Source organism: Blastococcus sp. SYSU DS0753, from assembly GCF_054051175.1.
In genome coordinates this window covers 1-24,548 of record NZ_JBJHAT010000018.1, presented here as the reverse complement: position 1 = coordinate 24,548, position 24,548 = coordinate 1, and the positions used below count along the sequence as shown (strand labels likewise).

General features: G+C 74.5%; 24 protein-coding genes. 10 read left to right on the top strand and 14 right to left on the bottom strand.

Features of this window, described 5'->3' with window-relative positions:
* Positions 1-2: 2 nt before the first annotated feature.
* The 9 genes from ACI799_RS14045 to ACI799_RS14005 all read right to left on the bottom strand — a co-directional run bounded on the left by ACI799_RS14045 (position 3) and on the right by ACI799_RS14005 (position 9,031).
* Positions 3-638 carry a pentapeptide repeat-containing protein gene (locus ACI799_RS14045; RefSeq protein WP_456613321.1) on the bottom strand — a complete coding sequence of 212 codons (636 nt, stop codon included), beginning with the start codon at positions 636-638 and terminating at the stop codon, positions 3-5.
* Positions 638-2,188: a bifunctional phosphoribosylaminoimidazolecarboxamide formyltransferase/IMP cyclohydrolase gene (gene purH / locus ACI799_RS14040; protein ID WP_456597842.1), complete on the bottom strand. Its 1,551-nt coding sequence runs from the start codon at positions 2,186-2,188 to the stop codon at positions 638-640. The genes ACI799_RS14045 and purH overlap by 1 nt, the downstream gene beginning before the upstream one ends.
* Positions 2,185-2,808, bottom strand: coding sequence for a phosphoribosylglycinamide formyltransferase (gene purN / locus ACI799_RS14035; protein WP_456597843.1), 624 nt, complete (start codon positions 2,806-2,808; stop codon positions 2,185-2,187). Before purN ends, purH begins: the two co-directional genes overlap by 4 nt.
* 73 nt (positions 2,809-2,881) lie before the next feature.
* Positions 2,882-4,078: a cell division protein PerM gene (locus tag ACI799_RS14030; protein ID WP_456613320.1), complete on the bottom strand. Its 1,197-nt coding sequence runs from the start codon at positions 4,076-4,078 to the stop codon at positions 2,882-2,884.
* A gap of 86 nt (positions 4,079-4,164) precedes the next feature.
* Positions 4,165-5,322, bottom strand: coding sequence for a hypothetical protein (locus ACI799_RS14025; RefSeq protein ID WP_456613319.1), 1,158 nt, complete (start codon positions 5,320-5,322; stop codon positions 4,165-4,167).
* 151 nt (positions 5,323-5,473) lie between these two features.
* Entirely contained in the window at positions 5,474-6,352 is an 879-nt protein-coding gene (sucD, locus tag ACI799_RS14020; protein ID WP_456590382.1) for a succinate--CoA ligase subunit alpha, read from the bottom strand.
* A gap of 26 nt (positions 6,353-6,378) precedes the next feature.
* Complete coding sequence (gene sucC, locus ACI799_RS14015; RefSeq protein WP_456590383.1) at positions 6,379-7,542, bottom strand: ADP-forming succinate--CoA ligase subunit beta; 1,164 nt, start codon at positions 7,540-7,542, stop codon at positions 6,379-6,381.
* Positions 7,543-7,665: 123 nt separating this feature from the next.
* Positions 7,666-8,076, bottom strand: coding sequence for a cobalamin B12-binding domain-containing protein (locus ACI799_RS14010; protein ID WP_456613318.1), 411 nt, complete (start codon positions 8,074-8,076; stop codon positions 7,666-7,668).
* Positions 8,077-8,119: 43 nt separating this feature from the next.
* Positions 8,120-9,031, bottom strand: coding sequence for a hypothetical protein (locus tag ACI799_RS14005; protein WP_456613317.1), 912 nt, complete (start codon positions 9,029-9,031; stop codon positions 8,120-8,122).
* 291 nt (positions 9,032-9,322) lie between these two features.
* On the opposite strand from ACI799_RS14005, the gene ACI799_RS14000 reads away from it, so the two are divergent.
* Together ACI799_RS14000 and ACI799_RS13995 are read left to right on the top strand one after the other, a co-directional pair.
* Positions 9,323-10,216 carry an esterase/lipase family protein gene (locus tag ACI799_RS14000; RefSeq protein WP_456613316.1) on the top strand — a complete coding sequence of 298 codons (894 nt, stop codon included), beginning with the start codon at positions 9,323-9,325 and terminating at the stop codon, positions 10,214-10,216.
* A gap of 227 nt (positions 10,217-10,443) precedes the next feature.
* A complete protein-coding gene (locus ACI799_RS13995; RefSeq protein ID WP_456597849.1) occupies positions 10,444-11,250 on the top strand; it encodes a M23 family metallopeptidase in 807 nt (268 codons plus the stop codon).
* A 191-nt stretch (positions 11,251-11,441) separates the two neighbouring features.
* Here ACI799_RS13995 and pcrA read toward each other — a convergent pair whose 3' ends face one another.
* The gene (gene pcrA, locus ACI799_RS13990; RefSeq protein ID WP_456590388.1) at positions 11,442-13,742 is read right to left on the bottom strand and encodes a DNA helicase PcrA; all 2,301 of its coding nucleotides are present in this window, start codon (positions 13,740-13,742) and stop codon (positions 11,442-11,444) included.
* A 273-nt stretch (positions 13,743-14,015) separates the two neighbouring features.
* On the opposite strand from pcrA, the gene ACI799_RS13985 reads away from it, so the two are divergent.
* The gene (locus tag ACI799_RS13985; RefSeq protein WP_456590389.1) at positions 14,016-14,309 is read left to right on the top strand and encodes a chorismate mutase; all 294 of its coding nucleotides are present in this window, start codon (positions 14,016-14,018) and stop codon (positions 14,307-14,309) included.
* A 130-nt stretch (positions 14,310-14,439) separates the two neighbouring features.
* Here ACI799_RS13985 and ACI799_RS13980 read toward each other — a convergent pair whose 3' ends face one another.
* Positions 14,440-14,733, bottom strand: coding sequence for a hypothetical protein (locus ACI799_RS13980; protein ID WP_456613315.1), 294 nt, complete (start codon positions 14,731-14,733; stop codon positions 14,440-14,442).
* Positions 14,734-14,842: 109 nt separating this feature from the next.
* On the opposite strand from ACI799_RS13980, the gene ACI799_RS13975 reads away from it, so the two are divergent.
* The 5 genes from ACI799_RS13975 to ACI799_RS13955 all read left to right on the top strand — a co-directional run bounded on the left by ACI799_RS13975 (position 14,843) and on the right by ACI799_RS13955 (position 19,723).
* The gene (locus ACI799_RS13975) at positions 14,843-15,391 is read left to right on the top strand and encodes a carboxymuconolactone decarboxylase family protein (RefSeq protein ID WP_456613314.1); all 549 of its coding nucleotides are present in this window, start codon (positions 14,843-14,845) and stop codon (positions 15,389-15,391) included.
* Complete coding sequence (locus ACI799_RS13970) at positions 15,388-16,296, top strand: RNA polymerase sigma-70 factor (protein ID WP_456590392.1); 909 nt, start codon at positions 15,388-15,390, stop codon at positions 16,294-16,296. Before ACI799_RS13975 ends, ACI799_RS13970 begins: the two co-directional genes overlap by 4 nt.
* The gene (locus ACI799_RS13965) at positions 16,293-17,027 is read left to right on the top strand and encodes a PIG-L deacetylase family protein (RefSeq protein ID WP_456613313.1); all 735 of its coding nucleotides are present in this window, start codon (positions 16,293-16,295) and stop codon (positions 17,025-17,027) included. Before ACI799_RS13970 ends, ACI799_RS13965 begins: the two co-directional genes overlap by 4 nt.
* 37 nt (positions 17,028-17,064) lie before the next feature.
* Entirely contained in the window at positions 17,065-18,261 is a 1,197-nt protein-coding gene (locus ACI799_RS13960; protein ID WP_456613312.1) for a serine hydrolase domain-containing protein, read from the top strand.
* 85 nt (positions 18,262-18,346) lie between these two features.
* Positions 18,347-19,723, top strand: coding sequence for an acetamidase/formamidase family protein (locus ACI799_RS13955; protein ID WP_456600116.1), 1,377 nt, complete (start codon positions 18,347-18,349; stop codon positions 19,721-19,723).
* Between the two features lie 25 nt (positions 19,724-19,748).
* On the opposite strand, the gene ACI799_RS13950 is transcribed toward ACI799_RS13955, so the two are convergent.
* The 3 genes from ACI799_RS13950 to ACI799_RS13940 all read right to left on the bottom strand — a co-directional run bounded on the left by ACI799_RS13950 (position 19,749) and on the right by ACI799_RS13940 (position 23,155).
* Positions 19,749-21,092, bottom strand: coding sequence for a short-chain fatty acid transporter (locus ACI799_RS13950; RefSeq protein ID WP_456597855.1), 1,344 nt, complete (start codon positions 21,090-21,092; stop codon positions 19,749-19,751).
* A gap of 78 nt (positions 21,093-21,170) precedes the next feature.
* The gene (locus ACI799_RS13945; RefSeq protein ID WP_456600115.1) at positions 21,171-21,830 is read right to left on the bottom strand and encodes a response regulator; all 660 of its coding nucleotides are present in this window, start codon (positions 21,828-21,830) and stop codon (positions 21,171-21,173) included.
* Positions 21,827-23,155 carry an ATP-binding protein gene (locus tag ACI799_RS13940; protein ID WP_456613311.1) on the bottom strand — a complete coding sequence of 443 codons (1,329 nt, stop codon included), beginning with the start codon at positions 23,153-23,155 and terminating at the stop codon, positions 21,827-21,829. The genes ACI799_RS13945 and ACI799_RS13940 overlap by 4 nt, the downstream gene beginning before the upstream one ends.
* A gap of 124 nt (positions 23,156-23,279) precedes the next feature.
* Between ACI799_RS13940 and ACI799_RS13935 the strand changes: the two genes are divergently transcribed.
* Together ACI799_RS13935 and ACI799_RS13930 are read left to right on the top strand one after the other, a co-directional pair.
* A complete protein-coding gene (locus tag ACI799_RS13935) occupies positions 23,280-24,209 on the top strand; it encodes a PspC domain-containing protein (RefSeq protein WP_456600113.1) in 930 nt (309 codons plus the stop codon).
* On the top strand, positions 24,202-24,495 hold the full coding sequence (locus ACI799_RS13930) for a hypothetical protein (protein ID WP_456600112.1): 294 nt from the start codon (positions 24,202-24,204) through the stop codon (positions 24,493-24,495). The genes ACI799_RS13935 and ACI799_RS13930 overlap by 8 nt, the downstream gene beginning before the upstream one ends.
* The last annotated feature ends 53 nt before the right edge of the window (positions 24,496-24,548 follow it).

Below are 24,548 nucleotides of genomic sequence, written 5' to 3'. Positions count from 1 at the left end.
GCTCAGGTCTCGACGCGGGCGCCGTGGGCGCGGGCGAACTGCACCGCCTGGACGGCGTCGAGCCGCACGTCGGTCAGCTCGAAGGAACGCCAGTTCACCTCGTCGGTGGAGGCGCCCCGCAGGTCGGCGCCGCGCAGCTTCGCGTTCTGCAGCCGCGCCCGGTCCAGGTCGGCGCGGCTGAGATCGGTGCCGCGCAGGTCGGCGTCGGTGAGGTCGGCCTCCCGGAAGCGCTGGCCGGACAGCTCGAGCGCCGACAGGTCGACCCCGCGCAGCGAGGTCCACGACCAGTCGCAGTCGATCGCCACCAGCGGCCGCAGCTGGGCTCCGAGGAACTGGGAACCGGTGAGCTTGCAGCCGTCGAACGTCGCGTCGAACAGCCGTGCCCGGTCGAACCGGCAGGAGAGGAAGGCCGTCCCCAGGTGCCGCGAGCCGCCCATGCGGACCCCGGTCAGGACGCACTCCTCGAAGACGCACCGGCGCGTGACCAGCTCCTCGAGGCCCGCGTCGTCGAACCGGCACCGGGTGAACGTGACGCCGTCGAGCTCGACCCCCCACCAGTCGACGCGCGCGAAGTCCTCCTCCTCGACGTGCGCACCTGCCTCCGGCGGCCGGACGTGCGGGCGGGCGGAGTGACGCATCAGTGCGCGAAGTGCCGGGTGCCGGTCAGGTAGAGGGGCACGCCCGCGGCCGCGGCGGCCGCGACGACCTCCTCGTCGCGCACCGACCCACCGGGCTGGACGACGGCCCGCACGCCGGCGTCCAGCAGCACCTGCAACCCATCGGCGAACGGGAAGAACGCGTCGGAGGCGGCGACCGCGCCGGTGGCCCGCTCCCCCGCCCGGGCGACCGCGAGGCGCGCCGAGTCGACCCGGTTGACCTGGCCCATGCCCACGCCGACGGTGGCCCGGTCGTGGGCCAGCAGGATGGCGTTGCTCTTCACCGCGCGCACCGCCCGCCAGGCGAACACGAGGTCGTCGAGGCCCGCGGCGTCCAGCGGCTCGCCGGTCGCCAGCGTCCAGGTGGTCGGGTCGTCGCCGGTGGCGTCGACGCGGTCGCGCGTCTGCAGCAGCAGCCCGCCGCTGATCGGGCGCGACTCCACGCCGGTCTCGGGCAGGTGCGGCAGCCGCAGCAGCCGGATGTTCTTCTTCCCCGTCAGCACCGCGACGGCGTCGTCGGTGAAGGAGGGCGCGACGACCACCTCGGTGAACACCTCGGCCACCTGCTCGGCCATCGTGAGGTCGACCTCGCGGTTGGCCGCGATGACCCCGCCGAAGGCCGACACCGGGTCGCAGGCGTGCGCCTTGCGGTGCGCGGCGGCGATGTCGGCGCCGACGGCGATGCCGCAGGGGTTGGCGTGCTTGATGATCGCCACGCACGGCTCGTCGTGGTCGTGGGCGGCCCGCCAGGCGGCGTCGGTGTCGACGTAGTTGTTGTACGACATCTGCTTGCCGTGCAGCTGCTCGGCGTGCGCCAGCCCCGGCCGGTCGGAGCGGTAGAGCGCGGCGGCCTGGTGCGGGTTCTCGCCGTAGCGGAGCACGTCGGCGCGCTCCCAGTTCCCGCCGACCCACGCCGGGAAGCCCGTCTCGTCGTCCGGGGCGAGCACGCTGCCCATCCACGAGGCGACGGCGACGTCGTAGGAGGCGGTGTGCCGGAACGCGGCGGCGGCGAGCCGCTGCCGCTCGGCCAGGGTGAAGCCGCCGGCGGACACCGCGGCGAGCACGTCGGCGTAGCGGGCCGGGTCGACGACGACGGCCACCGACGGGTGGTTCTTGGCCGCGGCGCGCACCATCGCCGGGCCGCCGATGTCGATCTGCTCGACGCACTCGTCCGGGGCGGCGCCCGAGGCGACGGTCTCGGTGAACGGGTAGAGGTTCACGACGACGAGGTCGAACGCCGCGACGCCGAGCTCCTCCAGCTGCGCGACGTGCTCGGGCCTGCGCCGGTCGGCGAGGATCCCGGCGTGCACGGCGGGGTGCAACGTCTTGACCCGGCCGTCGAGGCACTCGGGGAAGCCGGTGACCTGCTCGACGGGAGTGACCGGCACGCCGGCGTCGGCGATCCGCCGCGCGGTCGCGCCGGTGCTCACCAGCTCCACGCCGGCGGCGGCCAGCCCACGGGCCAGCTCCTCGACACCGGTCTTGTCGTAGACGCCCAGCAGGGCACGGCGGATCGGGGTGCGGTCGCTCATCTGGGGCTCTTCCTCGTCTGGCTCGGGCTGGTCTGTGGCGTGACGAACTCCGCCACCGTCTCCACCAGGAGCTCGCGCTCCACGTGCTTGATGCGTTCGTGCAGCGTCGCCTCGTCGTCCCCGGGCAGCACCGGCACCGCGCGCTGGGCCAGCACCGGCCCGGTGTCGACGCCGGCGTCGACCAGGTGCACGGTCGACCCCGTCGTGGCCACCCCTGCCGCCAGGGCGTCGCGCACCGCGTGGGCGCCGGGGAAGGCCGGCAGCAGCGCCGGATGGGTGTTGATCAGCCGGCCCTCGAACCCGGCGAGCACGGCTGGGCCGACGATCTTCATGAACCCGGCCGACACGACCAGGTCGGGCGCGAACCCGGCGATCCGGTCGGCCAGCGCGCGGTCCCAGGCGGCGCGGTCGGGATGGTCGCCGAGCGCGCAGACGAACGTGGGCAGGCCGCGCCGGCGGGCGTGCTCCAGACCGGGGGCGTCGCGGTCGGCGCCGACCGCGATCACGGCGGCCGGGTAGGCCGGGTCGTCGGTGGCGTCCAGCAGGGCGGCGCACAGCGACCCGGTGCCGGACAGCAGGACGACGACCCGTGCCCGGGCAGGAGGCTCGTCGGCGGGCACGGCGTCGACCCTATAAGGACCCCGTCGTCCTCACGCCTCGCAGCCTCGGCGCGAGCCTCTCGACGGGGCCGCTTCAGCCCAGCGCCCGCCAGCGGGTCACCGCGCCGGCGAGCGCCGCGGCGATCCCGGCCTGCGCGGCCATCGCGATGCCGGTGGCCACGGGCGGGGCGCCGACCACCGCGAGTGCGCCGTTCCCGAGGGCGCCGCCCGCGGCCCAGGCGAGCACCCCGGTGAGCAGCCCGAGCAGGGAGCCGGCCAGCAGCCCGGCGAGTCCGGCGACCACCGAGCCGCCGTCCCGGTCGGTGAACCAGCGGCCCAGGGTGCTGCCGGCCACCAGGCCCGCGACGGCGGGGATCGCCTGGGACACGAAGGCGACCAGCGGGACCGCCTGCGTGTCGGGCAGCGCCGCGAGCAACGGGAGGGCGGGCACGCTGCCCAGCGTGATGCCGTGCACCGACACGAGCGTGCCGGTGCCCACGGAGAAGCCGGGGCCGGCCGCCAGCCCGAGGACGGCGATCCCCGCGTTCGGCAGGTAGAGCGCGCTCAGCCCCAGCAGCCCGACGGCGCCCGCACCCGCCCCGCCGAGCGCGCGCGACAGAGCCGCGTAGCCGCCCGCGTCGCTGGCCAGCGCCACGGCGACGACCACGAGGGACAGGGCGAGCGCGGTGAGCAGCCCGGCGAGCACTCCGCGGAGGACCGGGCGGACGACACCCGGCAACCGGTCCAGCCCGGCGTCGAGCAGCCCGGACTCCCGCCCCGCGCCCCACCCGACGGCGACCAGGGTCAGGCCGGCGGGGACCGCCAGCGTGCGCGGCCAGCCGATGCCCGCCGTCGCGTCGTCCACGACCATCGCCAGCAGCCAGGTGACCGCGAGGTGCACGAGCACGACCAGGGACGCCGCGCCGGCCACCGTCGGCGCCGACGCGTCGTCGTCCAGGACCCGGACGGCCACCCGCCCGGCCCACCAGAGGCCCCGGGCCGCCAGCAGGGTCAGCAGCAAGGGCGCCAGCGCCAGCGCGCCGGAGGCCGGCCGGAGCTCGGCGCCGTGCGCGAGCAGCCACAGCCGGGTGGCGAGGGACGCCGATCCGCCCGCCGACATGCCACCGGCCGGGTCCAGCGCCTGCACGACCACCAGCGCCAGCCAGAGGCCGGCCACCCCCGCGACCGTGACGGCGGCCGCGGCGAGGGCCGCCAGGAAGGCCGGCGGCGCGGGTCGCGTGGTCGACCCGTCGTCCCGCCGGAAGGGCAGGCGTGCGAGCAGGGCGACCACCCCTCCACTCTCGCAAGCCAGCGCGGCGGATGTCCGCCGCACGCGCCGGAGCCGGCCGTCCCGGAAGGGGCGCGCCGGAACGCCGATCAGGTGTCCGTGCCGGGGCGCTCGCTCTGCGTAGTGCCCGGGGGCTCGCCGGAGGCGGTCGACCCCCCGGGCCCGCCGGCGGGTCCCGGGGCCGGACCCTGCTCCGCGCCGGGATGCGGCGGCCACGGGGGCGGGGCCTGCTGCCCCGGGTAGGGATACGGCCCCGGCCCGTACGGCGCGTAGGGGTACGGCTGCCCGACCCCCGGGCCGGCCCACTGCCCGCCGGGGTGCGAGGTGGCCGGCCGCGCCGGTCGTTCGCGCAGCTCCCTCCGCAGCGCCACCACCGCGAGCGCGGTGACGGCGGCCGCGGTCAGGAAGCCCAGCAGCGCCCAGAACGAGAAGGCGTACCGCAGGGTGTCCAACCACGAGAACAGGGTGAGGACCAGGCCGAGGCCGGCCAGGCCGGCGGTCACCGCGGAGCGCGGGAAGCTCAGCGTCGTCCGGACGAAGGCCGGCAGGACCGCCCACGTCGTCGCCAGCAGCAGGAGCACGAAGGCGGCGCGGACCATGCCGTCCTCCAGCCCGCTGAACGTCACGCCGAAGGTCGCGTCGCCGAACCGCCACCAGGGCAGGAAGGCGACGAGCAGGTACAGCAGCGTCCCGCCCGCGACGGCGTAGTCGGTCCAGGCCAGCCGCTTGGGGTCGAAGGAGAACTCGGCGCCGCCCGGTCGCCGGCCGCCCGGGTACCCGGGACCGGCGAACGGGGGTCCGTAGCCGGGAGCCCCGTGGACCGGCTGGCCGTAGGGCTGCTGGGGCGCACCGTACGGCGGCTGGCCGTACGGGGGCTGCCCGTAGGGGGGCTGCCCGTACTGCTGGCCGTAGGCCGGCTGCCCGTAGGGGGGTTGCCCGTACTGCTGCTGGCCGTACGGGGGCTGCCCGTAGGGGGGCTGCCCGTACTGCTGGCCGTAGGCGGGCTGCCCGTACGGGGGCTGCCCGTACTGCTGCTGGCCGTATTGCTGCTGCCCGTACGGGAACTGGCCGTAGGCGGGCTGTTCGTGGGCCTGTCCACCCTGCGGCTGCTGGTACGGCCCCGGGTCCCCTCCCTGCGCCCCGGCCTCCGCGGTCCGCGGAGCCTCCTCACCCAGCCCCTCGGGTGACTGGCCACCCGCAGGAGGTCGGCCGCCTTCGGGCGGCTGCGGGGGCTGGCTCGCGGTCACTGGATCTCCTCCGGACGGATCAGGTGCTCATCGATCGTGGCGGTCGGGACGCGGCCCGCGCAACGACATGCTGCCACCCACCCGGCGCCCTCCGGACGCACCACTGCCCGGTGACCAGAGCGGTCACCGGGCAGCGTGGCGGCGTGGGAGGTCAGGAGCCGACGATCTCCCGCATGAGCTGCGCCGTCTCCGACGGCGTCTTGCCCACGCGCACACCGGCGGCCTCGAGGGCCTCCTTCTTGGCCTGGGCGGTACCGGCCGAGCCGGACACGATGGCGCCGGCGTGGCCCATGGTCTTCCCCTCGGGCGCGGTGAAGCCGGCGACGTACCCGACGACCGGCTTGGTGACGTTGGCCTTGACGAAGTCAGCGGCCCGCTCCTCGGCGTCGCCGCCGATCTCGCCGATCATCACGATCGCCTCGGTCTCCGGGTCGTCCTGGAAGGCCTGGAGGGCGTCGATGTGCGTGGTTCCGATGACCGGGTCGCCACCGATGCCGATCGCGGTGGAGAAACCGATGTCACGCAGCTCGTACATCATCTGGTAGGTGAGCGTGCCCGACTTCGACACCAGGCCGATCTTGCCCTGCTTGGTGATGTTGGCCGGGATGATGCCGGCGTTGCTGCGCCCGGGGCTGATCAGCCCGGGGCAGTTCGGGCCGATGATGCGCGTCGAGCCGCCCTGGGCGTGCGCCCAGAAGTAGGTCGAGTCGTGCACCGGGATTCCCTCGGTGATGACCACGGCGAGCCCGATCTGGGCGTCCACGGCCTCGATGACGGCGCCCTTGGCGAACGGCGGCGGCACGAAGATGACGCTGACGTCGGCGCCGGTCTCCTTCATGGCGTCGGCGACCGAGCCGAACACCGGCACGCTGCTGCCGTCGAAGTCGACGTTGGTACCGGCCTTGCGGGGGTTCACGCCCCCGACGATCGCGGTGCCGGAGGCGAGCATGCGCGAGGTGTGCTTCATGCCCTCGGAGCCGGTCATGCCCTGGACGATGACCTTGCTGTTCTCGTTGAGGAAGATCGACATCTCTACAGGTCCTGTTCGCTAGGGCTTCAGGCGGCGGCGAGCTCGGCGGCCCGGCGCGCGGCGCCGTCCATCGTGTCGACCACGGTCACGAGCGGGTGGTTGGCCTCGGCGAGGATCCGCCGACCCTCTTCCACGTTGTTGCCGTCGAGGCGGACCACCAGCGGCTTGGTGGCCTGGTCGCCCAGCTGCTGCAGGGCGGCGACGATGCCGTTGGCGACGGCGTCGCAGGCGGTGATCCCGCCGAAGACGTTGACGAAGACGCTCTTCACGGCGGGGTCGGAGAGGATGATCCCCAGGCCGTTGGCCATGACCTCGGCCGAGGCGCCACCGCCGATGTCCAGGAAGTTGGCCGGCTTGACCCCGCCGAACTCCTCTCCGGCGTAGGCGACGACGTCCAGGGTGCTCATGACCAGGCCGGCACCGTTGCCGATGATCCCGACCTCGCCCTCGAGCTTGACGTAGTTGAGGTCCTTCTCCTTCGCCGCGGCCTCGAGCGGGTCGGCGGCGGCGGCGTCCTCGAGCGCGGCGTGCTCGGCGTGCCGGAAGCCGGCGTTCTCGTCGAGGGTGACCTTCGCGTCCAGGGCGAGGACGGTGCCGTCGGGCGCCTTGGCGAGCGGGTTGACCTCGACCAGCGTGGCGTCCTCCTTGGCGAAGGTGTCCCACAGCTGGACGGCGATGGCGATCACCTGGTCGCGCACCTCGGCGGGGAAGCCGGCGGCGTCGACGATCTCGGCGGCCTTCTGGCTGTCGACGCCGACCGTGGCGTCGATCGGGATGCGGGCCAGCGCTTCGGGACGCTCGACGGCCAGCTGCTCGATCTCCACGCCGCCCTCCTTCGAGGCCATGGCCAGGAAGGTGCGGTTGGAGCGGTCGAGCAGGTAGGAGAAGTAGTACTCCTCGGCGATGTCGCTGGCCTGGGCCACCATCACGCGGTGCGTGATGTGGCCCTTGATGTCCAGCCCCAGGATGTCCTGGGCGCGCGCCTTGGCGTCCTCGGGGTTGTCGGCGAGCTTGACGCCACCGGCCTTGCCGCGGCCGCCGGTCTTCACCTGCGCCTTGACGACGACGGTCTGCCCGATCTCGCGGGCGATCGCCTCCGCCTGCTCGGGGGTCTCGGCGACGCCGCCGGGGAGCACGGGGACGCCGTGCGAGGCCAACAGGTCACGGGCCTGGTACTCGAAGAGATCCACGGAAAGGCACCGTAGACCGCTGGCCACCGGAACGCTGCCCCGGGCGGCCCGGACGGGGGTCGGACGTGGTCTGCATCACAACGCTGCTCGCGCGTTCGCGCTGGTCACAGCGCCGAAGGCCCCTCAGGCGCCTGCGGACTCTCCCACGTGGCTGCGCACCCACTCCACGATCTCGGTCGTCGTGGCCCCGGGCGTGAAGATGCCGGTGACGCCGAGCCGCTGGAGCTCGGGCACGTCCTCCTCCGGAATGATGCCGCCACCGAAGACGACCACGTCGTCGACACCGCGTTCCCGGAGCAGCTCCGCGAGCCGGGCGAAGAGCGTCATGTGCGCGCCGGAGAGGACGGACAGGCCCACGGCGTCGGCGTCCTCCTGCACGACCGTCTCGACGATCTGCTCGGGCGTCTGGTGCAGGCCGGTGTAGACGACCTCCATCCCGGCGTCGCGCAGTGCCCGCGCCACGACCTTGGCCCCGCGGTCGTGCCCGTCGAGCCCTGGTTTTGCGATGACCACCCGGATGCGTTCGTCCACCACGGCAGGCAGCTTAGGAGCTCTCGCGCCGGCGCAGTGGCGCGGGTCACGTCCCGGTGCGCCGCACCCGCCAGGCGCCCGCCGTCAGGCCGAGCAGACCCAGCCCCGCGACGAGCAGCCCGATGCCGGGAACGGTCCAGACCAGTTCGTCGGACGAGACGGCGTCCCGCAGGCCCTCCAGCCCCGCACCGAGCACGGTGACGGCGACGGCGAGCAGCCCCCCGACCGCTCCCAGCCGGGGCCGCAGCGACGGTGCGACGACCGCGCAGAGCAGCAGCGCACCGGCCAGCAGCAGCCCACCGAGCAGCGCGAGCCCCGGCCGCTCGAGCAGCGCCTGCGGCCCCTCCTGCGTCACGACGACCCGCATGCCGGTCACGGGGTCGATGCGCAGCTCTTGGGGCACATCGGCCGGCGGCAGCGCCAGGCAGAGGACGGCCACCACCCCCAGCAGCACCGCGGCCCCCGCCAGCACGGAGCGGATCGGCTCCAGCGGTCCGCGGTCCTCCATCACGGTCCGGCCCCAGGCCGCCACGGCGACGGCGCCGGCCAGCACGGTCAGGACGAGCGCGACGATGCCCAGCACCCAGCCGGCGCCGATCTGGACGCCGCTGGTCAGCACCCGCTCGCCCGCCAGCACCTCCACGCCGGGTCGGGCCGTCGAACTGCTCCCCCGGTAGAGCTCGATGAGCAGCTCCCCCACCGACAGCGCACCGGCCACGGCGGCGTAGGCCAGCCCGAACTTCGGAACGGCGCGGCGGAGCAGCGTGACCCCCACCGCAAGGTGGACGGCGGGCACGAGGAGGGTTGCGAGCGCACCGCCGAACCCCCGCACCTGGCGCAGCTCCTCTCCACCGACGACGAGGTAGGTCGGCACGGCGGCGAGCACGCCGGCCAGGCCGGCGAGCACGAGCAGCAGTCCGCAGAGCCGCACCGAGGGCGGCACGGTACCGACGACCACCCGGTCCCCGTCGGCCGCCGGCGGCGTGGCCGCCGACGCCCCTGCGGGCCCTCTGCGGGCGGCGCCCCTGGTCCGGCCTGCCCGGGCGCGATCGTCGCGGGTGGACACGTCTCCCCCTCTGCTGCATGTCACGAACCGGACTCGATCGACGGCTCGTCGGTGACTTTCATGTGACGACCGACACACCCCCGCATTACCGTGCGGTGAACGGAGCACACACACCCGAGCACCGCCGGTCGGCGGGACGGGCACGAGCCGTGCTCCGCCGGAGGCTCCAACGGGAGGGCAGCCATGCGCCCATCGAGCGAGCTGGGCCCTGGTCCAGAGTGGCACACCGCGGACGACGCCGACGCCACGCCACGAGGACTGCGCGCGCTCTGCTCGCCCGCCGGGATCGTCGGCGGCCTCACCGAGCTGGCCTGGGTCGGTGCCCATGCCCTGCTGTACCCGCTGGGCACCCGGATGGAGCAGTTCCGCCCCGACCCGTGCCGGCGGACCGATGCCCAGCCCCCCGCCGCGCGGGCCCTGTTCGCCACCGATCCGCTGGCGGCCCGCACCCCGGTGCTGCTCGTGCACGGGCTGATCGACAACCGCTCGGTCTTCGCCGTCATGCGGCGGAGCCTGCGCCGGCGCGGGTTCGCCGCCGTCTGCTCGTGGAACTACAGCCCTTTCCTCACCGACGTCACGCGCGGTGCCGCCGACCTGGGCGAGCACATCGAGCGGATCTGCGAGCAGACCGGCTACGACCGGGTGCACGTCGTCGGACACAGCCTCGGTGGGCTGATCGCCCGGTACCACGTCCAGCGGCAGGGTGGCGACCGCCGGGTCGACACGCTCGTAACCCTGGGCACGCCGCACCGGGGCTCGATCCTGGCCCACGTGCTGCCCACGCCGCTGGTGCGCCAACTGCGTCCCGGCTCGCCGCTGCTGCAGGAACTGGACCACCCCGCGCCGGCCTGCCGGACCCGCGTCACGGCCGTGTACAGCGACCTGGACCAGGTGGTGCTGCCCACGCACTCGGGGCGCTGCGACCACCCCGACCTCGGCGCCCGCAACGTGCTGTTCCGGGGCGTCGGGCACATGTCGCTGCCCATCCACCGCGGCGTCCTGGACGAGGTGGCCGCCACCCTCGCCGACGTCGCCGAGCCCACTGCGCACGGCGCACCGGTGGCCGCGGTCGCCTGAGCCGACCGGCCCCGGGGAGGCGCGCCGAGTCGACCCGTCGACGAGACGACGTGCACACATCGCGACACGCAACGTTCGGTGCTTGGTCGCCCACTCACGGATCGTTACGGTCCGATCACGGCGCCGGTACGGCCGGCGGACGCCACTGACGGTGTCCTCGCCGTCGTCGCTCCCCCGACGAACGCTCAGCGAGCGCTCGCCGGCCAGGCAGTCCGGGAAGGTTCGCCGTGTCTCGCAGCAGTGCACAGGTGCTGGAGGGACCACGCGCCGACGTCGCCGTGGTGCCCCGGCCGCGCGCCGCCGTCGAGGGCCCCGTGCGCGCGCCGGCCCCGACGCCGCCGCCCGCCGAGCCCACGACCTCGGCCGAGCCACGCGTCCGCCGCCGGCTGCCGCACCCGCCGGGCCGTCGCGCCCCCCTCTGGCTCGCCGCCCTGGTCGCCGGCGCCGTCCTCGCCGGGGTCCCGGCCGCGACCGGGGACCGCGCGGACGTCTCCGCCTCCGCTTCCGACTACGGCCTCGGCGTCAGCACCGAAGTGAGCTTCGCCGGCGGCCTCGAGGGCGCCGACGCCCGGCGCGGCATCACCGAGGCCGAGGCCCAGGCGCGGCTCAGCGAGCTCGCCGCCTCCCGCGCCGCCCGGCAGCCCAAGATCGTGGCCCCGACGCAGGGCACGCTCACCACCTGCTTCTGCCGCCGCTGGGGCACCATGCACTACGGCCTGGACCTGGCGGCGCCGCTCGGCACGCCCATCGTCGCCGCCACCGACGGCGTCGTCGTGCGGGCCGGACGCGCCTCGGGGTACGGCAACGCCGTCTACATCCAGGACGCCGACGGCAACGTGCACATCTACGGGCACATGCGCTACTACAGCGTCTCCGCCGGCGACATCGTCACCGCCGGGGAGCAGATCGCCAAGATCGGCAACGAGGGCCAGTCGACCGGGCCGCACCTGCACTACGAGATCCACCGCGGCGGGATGGACGGGCGACCGATCGACCCCCGGGCCTGGCTGGCCGAGCGCGGGGCGAGCGTCTGATCGATCGGGCTCCGCCCGATCGACCGCGACTCCCTGATCCGTCGCCCTCCGGGCGACACCGCGGCCACGTGCCGTCCCCTGATGCATTGAGCGCGTCCTGACCCTCGTCGAGGGCCCCTCGGGCCCGCTCCTCCGGTCAGTGCCGCGGCTTCCAGCCCTCGTCGGGGACCCTTCGTGCCCCGCTCCTCGGGCTACAGCTTCACGAGGGGGGCGTAGCGGAGGACGAGGCGCTTGGTGCCGCCGGAACCGAAGTCGACCGTGGCCTGGGCCTTGTCCCCCACGCCGGTCACCTCCACCACCGTGCCGAGCCCGAAGGCGTCGTGGCTGACCCGGTCGCCGACCTCGACGCTGATCACCTGCCGGTTGCCGGCCCCGCCGCGCAGACCACCGGTGGACAGGCCGGTGGCGGCCACCCGCGTCTGCGCCGACTTGTAGCCGGTCGACGGGGCGGGCACCGGGTCGGTGCGCTCCCAGTGGATGGTCTCGGCCGGGATCTCGTCGAGGAACCGGGACGGCGGGTTGTAGGCCGGCTGCCCCCAGCTGGTGCGCACCGTCGCCCGCGAGATGAACAGCCGCTGGCGCGCCCGGGTGATGCCCACGTACGCCAGCCGGCGCTCCTCCTCCAGCTCCCGCGGGTCACCGAGCGCGCGCAGGTGCGGGAAGACGCCGTCCTCCATGCCGGTGAGGAAGACGACCGGGAACTCCAGCCCCTTCGCGGTGTGCAGGGTCATCAGCGTGACCACGCCGGCCTCGTCACCCGAGACCGGGATCTGGTCGGCGTCGGCGACCAGCGACACCTGCTCCAGGAAGTCGGTGACCGAGCCACCCGGATTGGCGGCCTCGAACTCCGCGGCGACCGAGATGAGCTCGTTGAGGTTGTCGACGCGGCCCTCGTCCTGCGGATCGGTGCTGGCCTGCAGTTCGGCGAGGTAGCCGGTGCGGTCGAGGATGCTCTCCAGCAGCGCAGCCGGGCCCGAGCCGGTCTCGACGAGCTGCTCGAACTCCTCGAGCAGCGCCACGAACTCCTGCAGCGCCTTGAGCGAGCGGGTGGCCAGGTCGGGCACCTCGGCGCAGCGCCGCAGCGCCGACCCGAACGCGATCCGCTCCCGGTCGGCGAACGACTCGATGCAGGACTCGGCCTTGTCGCCGATCCCCCGCTTGGGCACGTTGATGATGCGGCGCAGGCTGACCACGTCGGCCGGGTTGGCGACCAGCTTCAGGTAGGCCAGCGCGTCGCGGACCTCCTTGCGCTCGTAGAACCGGACCCCGCCGACGACCTTGTACGGCATGCCGACGCGGATGAAGACCTCTTCGAACACGCGGGAGGCGTTGTTCGTGCGGTAGAAGACCGCGATGTCCTTCGGCTGGAACGCGCCCTCGTCGACCAGGGCGTCGATCTGCTCGGCGACCCACGCCGCCTCGTCGTGCTCGTTGTCGGCGACGTAGCCCTCGATCAGCTCGCCGTCGCCGGAGTCGGTCCACAGGTTCTTCGGCCGGCGGCCGGTGTTCTTGGCGATGACCGTGTTCGCGGCCTTGAGGATCCGCTGGGTGGAGCGGTAGTTCTGCTCCAGCAGGATCGTGGTCGCCTGCGGGTAGTCGCGCTCGAACTCGTCGATGTTGCGGATCGTCGCGCCGCGGAACGCGTAGATCGACTGGTCGGCGTCACCGACGACGCACAGCTCGGCCTGCGGCACCGGCCCCTCGCCCGTGCCGGTCAGCTCGCGCACGAGCATGTACTGGGCGTGGTTGGTGTCCTGGTACTCGTCGACCAGCACGTGCCGGAACCGGCGGCGGTAGTGCTCGGCGACGTCGGGGAACGCCTGCAGCAGGTGGACCGTCGTCATGATCAGGTCGTCGAAGTCCATGGCGTGCGCCTCGCGCAGCCGCCGCTGGTAGAGCGTGTACGCCTCCTTCAGCACCTTCTCCGGCGCCGTCTGGGGGCTGAACGACTCCTCGTCGACGAGCTCGTTCTTCAGGTTGGACACCTGGTTGGCCAGGCTGCGGCCGGGATAGCGCTTCGCGTCGAGGTCCAGGTCGCGCGCGACCATCGTCATCAGCCGGATGGAGTCGCCCTGGTCGTAGATCGTGAACGAGGACTTCATTCCGAGCTTGGCGGCCTCGGCCCGCAGGATGCGCACGCACATCGAGTGGAAGGTCGACACCCACATCGACCGCGCCCGCGGTCCGACCAGTGCGGCGACCCGCTCCTTCATCTCACCGGCGGCCTTGTTGGTGAAGGTGATCGCGAGGATTTCGCCCGGCTGCACCCCGCGCGCGCCGAGCAGGTAGGCGATCCGGTGGGTGAGCACCCGGGTCTTGCCCGACCCGGCGCCGGCGACGATGAGCAGCGGGCTGCCCTCGTGGACGACGGCGTCGCGCTGCGGGCCGTTGAGCCCCGCCAGCATCCGGTCCAGCTCCCGCCCGAGCGAGCCGGGAGCGGAGCGCTGCAGGGCGGCGGTGCCGGGGAGGGACTGCTGGAGGCTGCTGCTCATGAGACCGCCACTGTAAGCCGGACGGGTGACCGTTCCGCCGGGCCCGGGGACCAGCCGCACCACCCGCCCCGGGCGACCGCGTCTACCTCCGGCCGCGCGGCTGTGGCACACTCCCGCTCGTGTTCGCCACGGTCCGCTTTTCCTACGGCCACCGGGATCCGGTGTCCGTCACCGCTGGCTGAGCACATGCCGCAATCGACGCCCCGGGCCCGAGGAGCCCGGGGCGTTTTTTCTTTTCCCGGGTCCAGGTCCAGCCACCGCGAAGGACATCCGATGAACACGCTCACCGCCTCCTCCCCCGCCGGCCCGACCGCTCCCGCCGACCCGGCCGAACGGATCGGTGCGCTCCGCAGCGCGATCGACGCCTGCGACGCCGAGATCATCGAGCTCGTCCGCCGCCGGCTGCGGATCAGCCAGGAGATCGGCGCGCTGCGCGCTGCCTCCGGCGGAACCCGGCTCTCGCTCTCCCGCGAGCAGCAGGTCCTGTCCCGGTTCCGCTCGGCGCTGGGGCCCGGCGGTGCCGACCTGGGCATGATGCTGCTGCGCCAGGGCCGCGGCCGGCTCTAGGAACACCCCGTCCTCCTCACCCTTCGCACGCTCAGGATGAGCCTCTGGACGGGGCCGCCGCGGGCCCCTGCAAGGAGGCCGCCGTCCTCCTCACCCCTCGCGCGCGAGGGGTGAGGGGCTCGACGGGGGCCTAGGGGCCGCTGCGCCAGACCTGCGAGTCGTCGTCGCCCATCGCCGCGACCTCTAACACCCGCCCCGGGCAGGCCTCGTTCGCCTCGTCGGCGAGCTGCATGCCCAGCACCAGCGCGGCGTCGAGGTCCGCGGCCTCCCGCTCCGTCGCCACCCGCAGCACCGCCCGGTCGGGTTCCCGCCACAGCCGCAGCTCGGGGTCGCCCGGGGCGAGGGCGGCCCGGAGCTCGTCGACCCTGGCGTCGTCCAGCGGGGCGGAGGACCGGAGGGCGACCGAGAGCGTGAAGGCGGGCACGACGGCGAGTCTGCGGGATGCCGGCGGCGCGGTCGACGGCGCCCCGGTGTCACATCCCGGCCGGCTGCGTCGTCTCCATGGGCACCCGTCCCCGTGGGGAGGAACGACCATGGCCCGCATCCCGCTCGACCCGCCCCGCACCCCGCTCGTCCGCCTCGCCGAGTGGTACTCCCGCCGCCGCTTCGGCGTCGTCCTGGACCCTGGCGCGGCGATGGCGCACCACGGCCGCGTGCTGCGCGCCTACGTCCGGCACGAGCAGTCGGTGGCCCGCTGGAACCGCCTGGACCCCACGCTCAAGGCGCTGGCGGTCATGTCGTCGGCCGCGACGATCGGCTGCTCCTGGTGCCTGGACTTCGGCTACTGGGTGAGCACGCAGGACGGGGTCGACCCGGCGAAGCTCCGGGACGTCCGGCGGTGGCGCGACAGCGACGTCTACACCGACCTCGAGCGGCAGGTGCTCGCCTACGGGGAGGCGATGACGACGACCCCGGTGCAGGTCACCGACGAGATGGTCGCCGGTCTGCGCCGCCACCTCGACGACGCCGAGCTCGTCGAGCTGACGATGATGATCTCCGTGGAGAACTCGCGGTCCCGGTTCAACAGCGCACTGGGCCTCACCAGCCAGGGCTTCTCGGACCGCTGCGAGCTCCCCGCGTGACTGCGCCCCTCGCCCCGTTCGACCGGCACCGGGGGCTGCTGTTCTCGGTGGCCTACCAGATGCTCGGCAGCGTCGCCGACGCCGAGGACGTCGTGCAGGACGCCTGGCTGCGCTGGTCGGCGGCCGACCGGGGCGAGGTGGCCGACGCGCGGGCCTACCTGGTGCGGATCACCACCCGGCTGGCGCTGGACCGGCTCGGCTCGGCCCGGGCCCGCCGGGAGAGCTACGTGGGGCCGTGGCTGCCCGAGCCGCTGCTCACCGGCGCCGCCCCGGTGGCGGCCGCGCCCGCACCCACCGACCCGACCGGATCCGCGGAACTCGGCGAGCAGGTCGGCCTCGCCCTGCTCGTGGTGCTGGAGAGCCTCTCCCCCGCCGAGCGCGCGGTCTTCGTGCTCCGCGAGGTCTTCGGCCTGCCGGTCGCCGAGGTGGCGGCGGCGCTGGGCCGGTCCGAGGCCGCGGTCCGCCAGACCGCCCACCGCGCCCGCGAGCACGTGCGGGCACGCCGTCCCCGGTTCGCCGCCGACCGCCGGTCGCAGCAGGAGGTGACCGAGCGGTTTTTCGCGGCCTGCGCCGGTGGGGACGTCGAGGCGCTGCTCGCCGCCCTCGCGCCGGACGTCGTCCTGGTGAGCGACGGGGGCGGCAAGGTGAAGGCGGCGTTGCGGCCGGTCACCGGCGCGGACAAGGTGGCGCGCTTCCTGCTAGGGATCGTCGCGCAGGGCGCGGCGCTGCCAGACCTGAGGATCGAGGTCGTCGACGTCAACGGCGCCGCGGGCATCGCTGCGTGGGCGGGTGGAACGCCGCTGCTGGCCATCTCGCCGGTCGTCACCGACGGGCGGATCGAGCAGCTGCTGGTCGTGCGCAACCCGGACAAGCTCCGCGGGCTCTCCGTAGGCTCCGCCGGGTGACCTCCCCGCTGCCGACCCGGCCCGCCGACCACGTCGAGCGCGCTCTCTGCGTGCTCGCCCACCCCGACGACGTGGACTTCGGCAGCGCCGGGACGGTCGCCACCTGGACCGCCGCCGGCACGGAGGTCACCTACCTGATCGTCACCGACGGCGACGCGGGCGGGTTCGACGAGACGCCGCGGGAGCGGATGGGGCCGCTGCGCCGGGCCGAGCAGGTCGCGGCGGCCGCGGAGGTCGGCGTCACCGACGTCCGCTTCCTCGGCTACCCGGACGGCCGGCTGGAGCTCAGCCTCGACCTGCGCCGGGACATCAGCCGGGTCATCCGGCAGGTGCGGCCCCAGCGGGTGCTGACCAGCTCGCCGGAGCGCTTCTGGGAGCGGATCGGCGCGAGCCACCCCGACCACATGACCGTGGGCGAGTCGACCCTGCGCGCGGTCTACCCCGACGCCCGCAACCCGTTCGCCTTCCCCGAGCTGCTGACCGACGAGGGGCTGGAGGCGTGGACCGTCGCGGAGGTGTGGCTCGGCGCCAGCCCGCGCGCCGACCACGCCGTCGACGTCACCGACGCGCTCGACCGGAAGCTGGCCGCGCTCCGGCGGCACGTCACCCAGGTGAGCCATCTGGACGACCTCGACGGCTTCGTCACCGCCTGGATGCGGCAGACGGCGGAGCGGTTCGGCCTGCCCGCCGGCCGGGCCGCCGAGGCCTTCCACGTGGTGCACACCGCCTGACGCGATGAGTCGCGGCCGCGCGACCGGTCATCTCCCCGTGGACGGTGGCAGAGAGCGCGCAGACCGGATCGAGGACGCGGTGGCCGGGGCGGTCGCCGCCGGGGAGGTGCCGGGCGCCGCGTGGTGGGTCGGCCGGCACGGCGAACCCGTCTCCAGCGGCGCAGCGGGCGTGCACGCGCCCGGCACCGGCGACGCCGTGCGCCCGGACACCGTGTTCCGCATCTCCTCCGTGACCAAGCCGGTCGTCGCCGCGGCGGCCATGGCGCTCGTGGACGACGGCGTCCTCGCCCTCGACGAGCCCGTCGACGCACTCCTCCCCGAGCTCGCCGCCCGTCGGGTCCTGGTCGATCCCACCGACCCGGACGCCGGGACCGTGCCGGCCGAGCGGCCGATCACGCTCCGCGACGTCCTCACCCTCCGGCTGGGGCTCGGCCTGGACTTCACCGCGCCCTGGCCGTCCCCCACGGTGGCCGCGCTCGCCGCAGCGGGGCTGCCCGTGGGACCCCCGGCGCCCCGGGCCGCACCGGAGCCGGACGAGTGGATGCGGCTGCTCGGCACGGTCCCGCTGGCCCACCAGCCCGGCAGGCGCTGGCTCTACCACGTGGGCGCCAGCGTGCTCGGCGTCCTGGTGTCGCGCGCCGCGGGGCGGCCGCTGCCCGCGGTCCTGGACGAGCGGATCCTCCGGCCGACGGGGATGCGCAGCACCGGTTTCGGGGTGCCGGCGGCGGCCCGCCACCGGCTGGGGCCGCACTGGACGCCGCCGGGGCCCGATGGCGTGCGGGAGCTCTACGACCCGGTGGACGGCCAGTGGTCGTCGGCACCCGCGTTCCCCGACGGCGCCGACGGCCTGGTCTCCACGGTCGGCGACCTGGCCGCTCTCGCCTGCGCGCTGGAGACGCGAGGGTGCGCCCCCGACGGGACGCGGGTGTTGAGCGAGGGCGCGGTCCGCGCCATGACCACCGATCAGGTCGGCCCGGTGGACGACGAGGGCGGCGGATGGGGGCTGGGTATCGGCGTCCGCCGCACCGACGAGGCGGACGGGCGGCACGCCGGGTCCTACGGCTGGGACGGCGGCCTGGGCAGCACGTGGTGGACCGACCCGGTCACCGGCACGACGGCCGTCCTGCTGACCAACCAGATGTGGGCCTCCCCGCAGCCACCGCCGCTGTTCGACGCCTTCCGGCGCGCCGCCTTCGCTCCCGAGCGCTCGACGGCGGGCGGAACGAGCTCGTAACACGGCGTCCCGTCGGCGCCACGTGGACGCAACACCGGGCCCGTAGAACTCCCCCGACGCCCACCGCCGGCACCGGGAGAACACGTTGACGACCACCTCGCACGACCGCGCCACCCCCGACCCGCAGGAGGCGGCCGAGCGCCTCGAGCGGGGGCTCGGCCGCCGCGGGTTCGTGCAGGCCGCCCTGGCCACCGGGGCGCTGCTGGCCGCGGGGGCGGCGACAGCGGGTCCGGCGGCCGCCGCACCCGCGCCGCGCACGCGGCTGCCCCGGGAGGTCCTCCAGCCGGGCAAGGGACCGATCGACGGCCAGGTCTACCTGCCCTCACGACCCGACGAGGTGCGGTGGGGCTACCTCCCGCGCACCACCGACACCCCGGTGGCCCACCTGCGGTCGGGCGGGACGATCACCATCGACACCGTCAGCCACGAAGGGATCCTCGAGGACCAGGGGCGCGACCCGGTGGCCTGGTTCGGCAGCAAGGGGGTGCCCCGGGGCGAGGTGCTCGACGACGCCGTCGCCATCGCGGCGGAGTACGCCCGGCACCCACGGAACTTCGACGCCGACGGCCCGCATGTGGTCACCGGGCCGGTGCACGTCGAGGGCGCGCGCCCGGGCGACGTCCTCAAGATCGAACTGCTGACGGCCTTGCCCCGCGTCCCCTACGGCGTCGTCTCCAGCCGGCACGGCAAAGGCGCGCTGTCGGCGGCGTTCGCCGCCGACCCCGGCGACATCACCGCCGCCGAGGTCATGCCCACCACGCCCGACGGGCGCGGCACCGGGGACCCGCTGAAGTACGGCAACGTCTCGCACTTCACCCCGCTGGCGGTCCGCGGCGGCGTGGTGCGGGCATCCCTGCCGCGCGGGCCGAAGGGCACGGTCTCCTGGCCGGTCGACCCCTTCGCCGGCCTCATGGCGGTGGCGACGGTCGGGGACGCGACGGCGCTCAACGACCCGCTGGTCAACTCCATCCCGCCCACCGTGGGTGGCGGCAACATCGACGTGAACCTTCTCGGTGTGGGGTCGGCGTTCTACGTGCCGGTCGTCGCGGCCGGCGCGCTCTTCTCGGTCGGGGACCCGCACATGTCGATGGGCAGCGGCGAGGTCGCCCTCACCGCCCTCGAGGGCTCGCTGCGCCTCACGTTCCGGCTGACCGTCTGCCGCGCGGGCACCTCCGACGCCCCCTCGGTGGCGTTCCGCTACCCGTTCGGGGAGACGCCGGAGTCATGGCTGCCGATCGGCCTGTCCGACCCCGACGGCGCCCGGTTCGGGCAGGGCAGCGATCTCGACGTCGCCAACCGGCGGGCGGTGGTGCACGCCCTGGACTTCCTGCAGAACGACCTCGGGATGGACCGCGCCGTCGCCTACGCGTACCTGTCCGCCGCGGTCGACTTCGAGGTCTCCCAGGTGGTCGACCGGACCGTCGGCGTGCACGGGGTCATCCCGAAGAGCCACTTCCGCTGACGGCCGTGCTCGGCGGCGGCGCCGCTCAGCCGCCGCCGAGCACGAGCAGGGTGCCGGCGAAGATGATGCCGGTGATCAGGCAGGTGATCGCGGTGAACCCGAAGATGTCGCGGACGCCGAGACCGGCCACCGCGAGCAGCGGCAGGGCCCAGAACGGCTGGATCATGTTCGTCCACTGGTCGCCGTAGGCGATCGCCATGGTGATGACGGCCGGATCGACGCCGAGGGAGTCGGCGGCGTCGAGGAAGATCGGTGCCTGCACGGCGAACTGGCCGCCGCCGCTCGGCACGAACAGGTTCAGCAGCCCGGCCGAGAGGAAGGCCATCAGCCCGAGGCTGCCGGGGCTGGCGATGTCGGTGAACCACCCGCTCAGCTGCGCCGCCAGCCCGGAGGCGGTCATCATCCCGATGATCCCGGCGTAGAGCGGGTACTGGAGCAGCACCTCCCCGACGGTCCGCACCGCTCCGCCGACGAGCTCGGCCAGCTCCGCCGGGCTGCGCACGATGAGCAGGATCGCCGCGAGGAAGCTCCAGTTGACGATGTCGAGGGTGAGGTCGAAGCCCTCCTGCGCGAAGTAGACGCCGAGGTAGACGAGCAGGGCGACACCCGGGACGAGGGTGACCAGCCGCGAGGCCTCCAGGCGCTCGGCCGGGGTCCCCGGGGTCTTCAGCTCGATGTCGGGCTCCTCGGTCCCCATCCGCTCGGGGAGCTGGACGACCCGGTCCCTGTCCTTGGGGGCCAGGAGCACCACCGTGCCGAGGATCGCGGCGACGGCGACGACGATCGCGATGAGGTTCCACGGCGAGTAGACCGTCTCGCTGATCGGGATGGTGCGGCCGATCGCCTCCTCGACGAAGCTCCCCGGGGTCGCCGCGGCCAGCGGGCCGGTGGCGCTGTAGCCCATGTGCCAGACGGCGAAGCCGGAGTAGGCGCTGGCCACCAGCAGCGGGTAGTGCAGTCGCGTGCCGCGACGCCGGGCGGCCCGGCCGACCTCGAGGGCGATGACGCCGCCGACCACCAGCCCCAGCCCGAAGCTGATCAGCGAGGCGAGGGCCGAGACGAGGGCCACGAAGGCGTACGCCGCCCGGGGGCTCTTGGGGACGTCGGCGATGCGGGTCAGCCCGGCCTTGACCGGCCGCGTGAGCGCCAGCGTGTAGCCGAGCAGGAGCACGAGGGCCACCTGCGTCATGAAGGCCAGCAGGCCGGAGAGGCCGTCGCCCCACGCCCGGGTCAGCTCGGCGGGACCGATGTCGCCGAAGACCAGCGCGAGGACGGCGACGATCACGGTCAGGACGACGGCGAAGACGAAGGCCCCCGGGAGGTACCTCTCGACGCCGGTCACCAGCGGGCGCGACAGGGTGCGCAGCACGAAGGAGCTCCTCTCCCCGGGGATGTGGTCCGCCACACATCCTGGCCGGGGGCCGGCGGAGCGGCCAGTCGTCGCCGGTCAGAGCAGCCGGTTGGTCGCCGCCCAGCGGGTGAGCTCGTTGCGGTTGGACAGCTGCAGCTTCCGCAGCACGTTGGAGGCGTGGGACTCGACCGTCTTCACCGAGATGAACAGCCGGGAGCCGATCTCGCGGTAGGTGTAGCCGCGGGCCAGCAGCTGCATGACCTCCCGCTCGCGGGCGCTCAGCAGGTCCAGCCCCGGGTCGCTGGCCTCCTCGGCCGCCGGCGCCTGCGCGACCGCGCCCCCGGCGGCGAAGGCGTCCAGCACGAACCCGGCCAGCCGGGGGCTGAAGACGACGTCGCCGTCGGCGACCCGGCGGACGGCGTCGAGCAGGTCGGGCCCGGAGATCGTCTTGGTCACGTAGCCGCGCGCCCCGGCGCGGATCACGGCGATGACGTCCTCGGCGGCGTCGGACACCGAGAGCGCGAGCCACCGCACCTCGGGCAGCTCGCCCCGCAGCGTCTCCAGCACCGCGCGCCCGCCCCCGCCGGGCATGTGCACGTCCAGCAGCACGACATCGGGACGGGTGGCACGGATGCCCTCGACCGCGCCGGCGACGTCGGCCGCCTCGCCGACGACGGCCACGGAGTCGCCGAGCTCCGCCCGCACCCCGGTGCGCACCATCGCGTGGTCGTCGACCACGAACACCCGCGAGGTCATGCCCGGCCTCCCTGTTCGCTTCCGTGCGGCGCACCGCTCCCCGCTCGCATGCCCAGGCCACCTCCGCGGTTGGTCCGCTCCACTCTCGATCCTCGCTGCGGTGCTCCCGCCCGGTCCGCGGCCGCCTCGCCGCGCTGCTCCCGCCGCTGCCCGCCCACGGCCTTCCTCGGCAGGACCAGCTCCACCTCGGTCCCCTCCCCCGGCGTCGACCGGATCTGCGTGCTGCCGCCCAGCCGGGCCAGCCGGCCCCGCACCGAGTCGCGCAGGCCGCGCCGGTCGTCGGGCACCGTGCCGGGGTCGAACCCCTTGCCGCGGTCCCGGACGAACACCGACACCTGGTCGGCGGTCACCTCGGTGTACAGGTCCGCGGACGGCACGCCGGAGTGCTTGGCCGCGTTGACCAGGGCCTCGCGGGTCGCGGCGCCGAGCGCGGCCAGCTCCTCGTCGACGGGGGCGTCGCCGACCACGACGGGGTCGACGGTGAGCGCGTGGTCCGCCTCCACCTCGGCGACCATGCCCGCCACCAGCCCGGCCCACGTGCCGCCCTCGCGGACGGCCGCCGGGTCGTACAGCCAGGCCCGGAGCTCGCGCTCCTGGCTGCGGGCCAGCCGGCTCACCGCCTGCGGCTCGTCGGCGTTGCGCTGGATCAGGGCCAGGGTCTGCAGCACCGAGTCGTGCAGGTGCGCGGCGACGGCGGCTCGCTCCTCCGACCGGATCCGCGCGGCGCGCTCCTCGGCGCGGGAGTCGAGCAGCCGGCGCCACAGCGGTGCGGTCGCCAGGACGACGCCGGTGAGGATCAGCAGCGTCGCGGCGAAGCCGTTGCGGGCGTTGGCCAGCTGACCGGTGGTGGCCAGCAGGAGGAAGAGCCCGACACCCACGACGGCGACCCCGCCGGCCAGCACCCAGCGGGCCGCCGGCACGGCGAGCGTCCGGTCGGTGTCCAGCTGCCGCCAGATCACGGCCAGGCCGCCGACGAGCAGGACGAGCGGGAGGACGACGTCACTGCTGGTCCAGGCCGTGAGCTGACCGAGCAGGCTCGCCGCGGCGAGGCCGAGGACCGCCAGCAGGACCCACTGGCGGACGCCGGCGGGTCGCCAGCCCTGCGGCTCGGGCGCCGGAACCCCGGGCGCGCCGACCGGCATCGTCATCCAGAGCAGCCCGTACCCGATGATGCCCAGCCCGGTGGTGGCCAGCAGCACGAAGGCCACCCGCACCACCAGGGGGTCCTGGCGCAGGTGGGCCGCGGTTCCGGCCGCCACCCCGGCGACGACCCGGCCCTCGCGCGGGCGCACCAGCGGCGGGCGCGGCGGCAGGGTGGTGGTCACGCTACCGATCGTCGCACCGGGCGTGGCGCCGCCGACACCGGTGATCACCCCGGAAGAGGAACCAGGGTCGGTTCCGGGGATTCCCTGATGGTGTCCGCCTCGTCCGGTGGGCAGGCTCTGTGGCATGACCTCACCACCCCCTCCGGCTCCGCCCACGGTGGAGCCACCGGCCTGGTCCCCGCCGCCCGGCCCACCGGCCCGCCCCCCGCTGCGCCGCAGCCGCACCGACAAGGTCATCGGCGGGGTGAACGGCGGCCTGGCCGAGTACACCGGCATCGACGCACTCCTGTGGCGGGTCGGCTTCGTCGCCCTCGCGCTCGCCGGCGGCACCGGCCTGCTGGTCTACCTCCTGCTCTGGCTGCTCATGCCGGCCGGCCCGGAAGGGACGGCCGAGCCGTCGCCCGGGCAGCCCGCCACACCGCGCGTCCGGGAACCGGCCGGCCCCCGCTCGCCGGTCCCCGGCTTCACGATCGCCTGCCTGCTGATCGTCGTCGGGGCGCTCGCGCTGATCGCCCAGCTCACCGGCTGGGACGTCGGCGCCGTCGGCTACCTCGGGACCGCCCTGCTCGTGGTCGGCGCCGGGCTCGTCGTCGCCGCGTTCAGCCAGGGCCGCACCGCGCGCGGCAGCCTGCTCACCCTCGGCATCATCCTGGCGGTGGCGCTGGCGATCGCCGACGCGGCGCCGAACGACGCCGGGGTGGGCGACCGCACGTACCGGCCGCAGTCCGTCGCCGACGTGCGCGAGCTCTACGAGGGCGGTGTCGGCACCCTCACCGTGGACCTCTCCGAGGTGCCCGTGGCCGATCTGGCCGACGCCCTCGAGATCCGCGTGGAGCACGGCGTCGGCGACGTCGAGGTCGTCCTGCCCTCCTCCGCGGACGCGAGCGTCCGCGTGGACCAGGGGCTGGGTGAGGCCGACGTCCTCGGTTCCCTCGGGTCCGGCGGTGGCTTCTACCCCGGGACGGGCGCGGCCGAGTGGACCGACGATGGCGAGGCCGAGATCGTGCTCGAGATCGACTCCGGTATCGGACAGGTGGAGGTGTCCCGTGGCTGACTACAGCGAGTTCCCGACCACGCCGACGGCGTGGCAGGAGCAGCAGTGGCAGATGGTGGCGCCGCTGGCGACCGAGGACCACCCGCAGCCGCCACAGCGGCGGAAGCCGGATCTCGTCGCGCTGGTGCCCGGCCTGGTCTTCGTGCTCCTGGCGATCACGACGATGGCCGGCGTGGACCTCGCCCTGGGCCTGCTGGACGACGGTGGCCTGCTCTGGCTGGTCCTGATCGGTGCCGGGATCGCGTTGCTGGTGAAGGAGCTGCGGAAGGCGCGGGGCCGCCGCTGACCGACGGGAGGGGTGGACGCCGGGGGCCCGGGAGCGATGACGCTCCCGGGCCC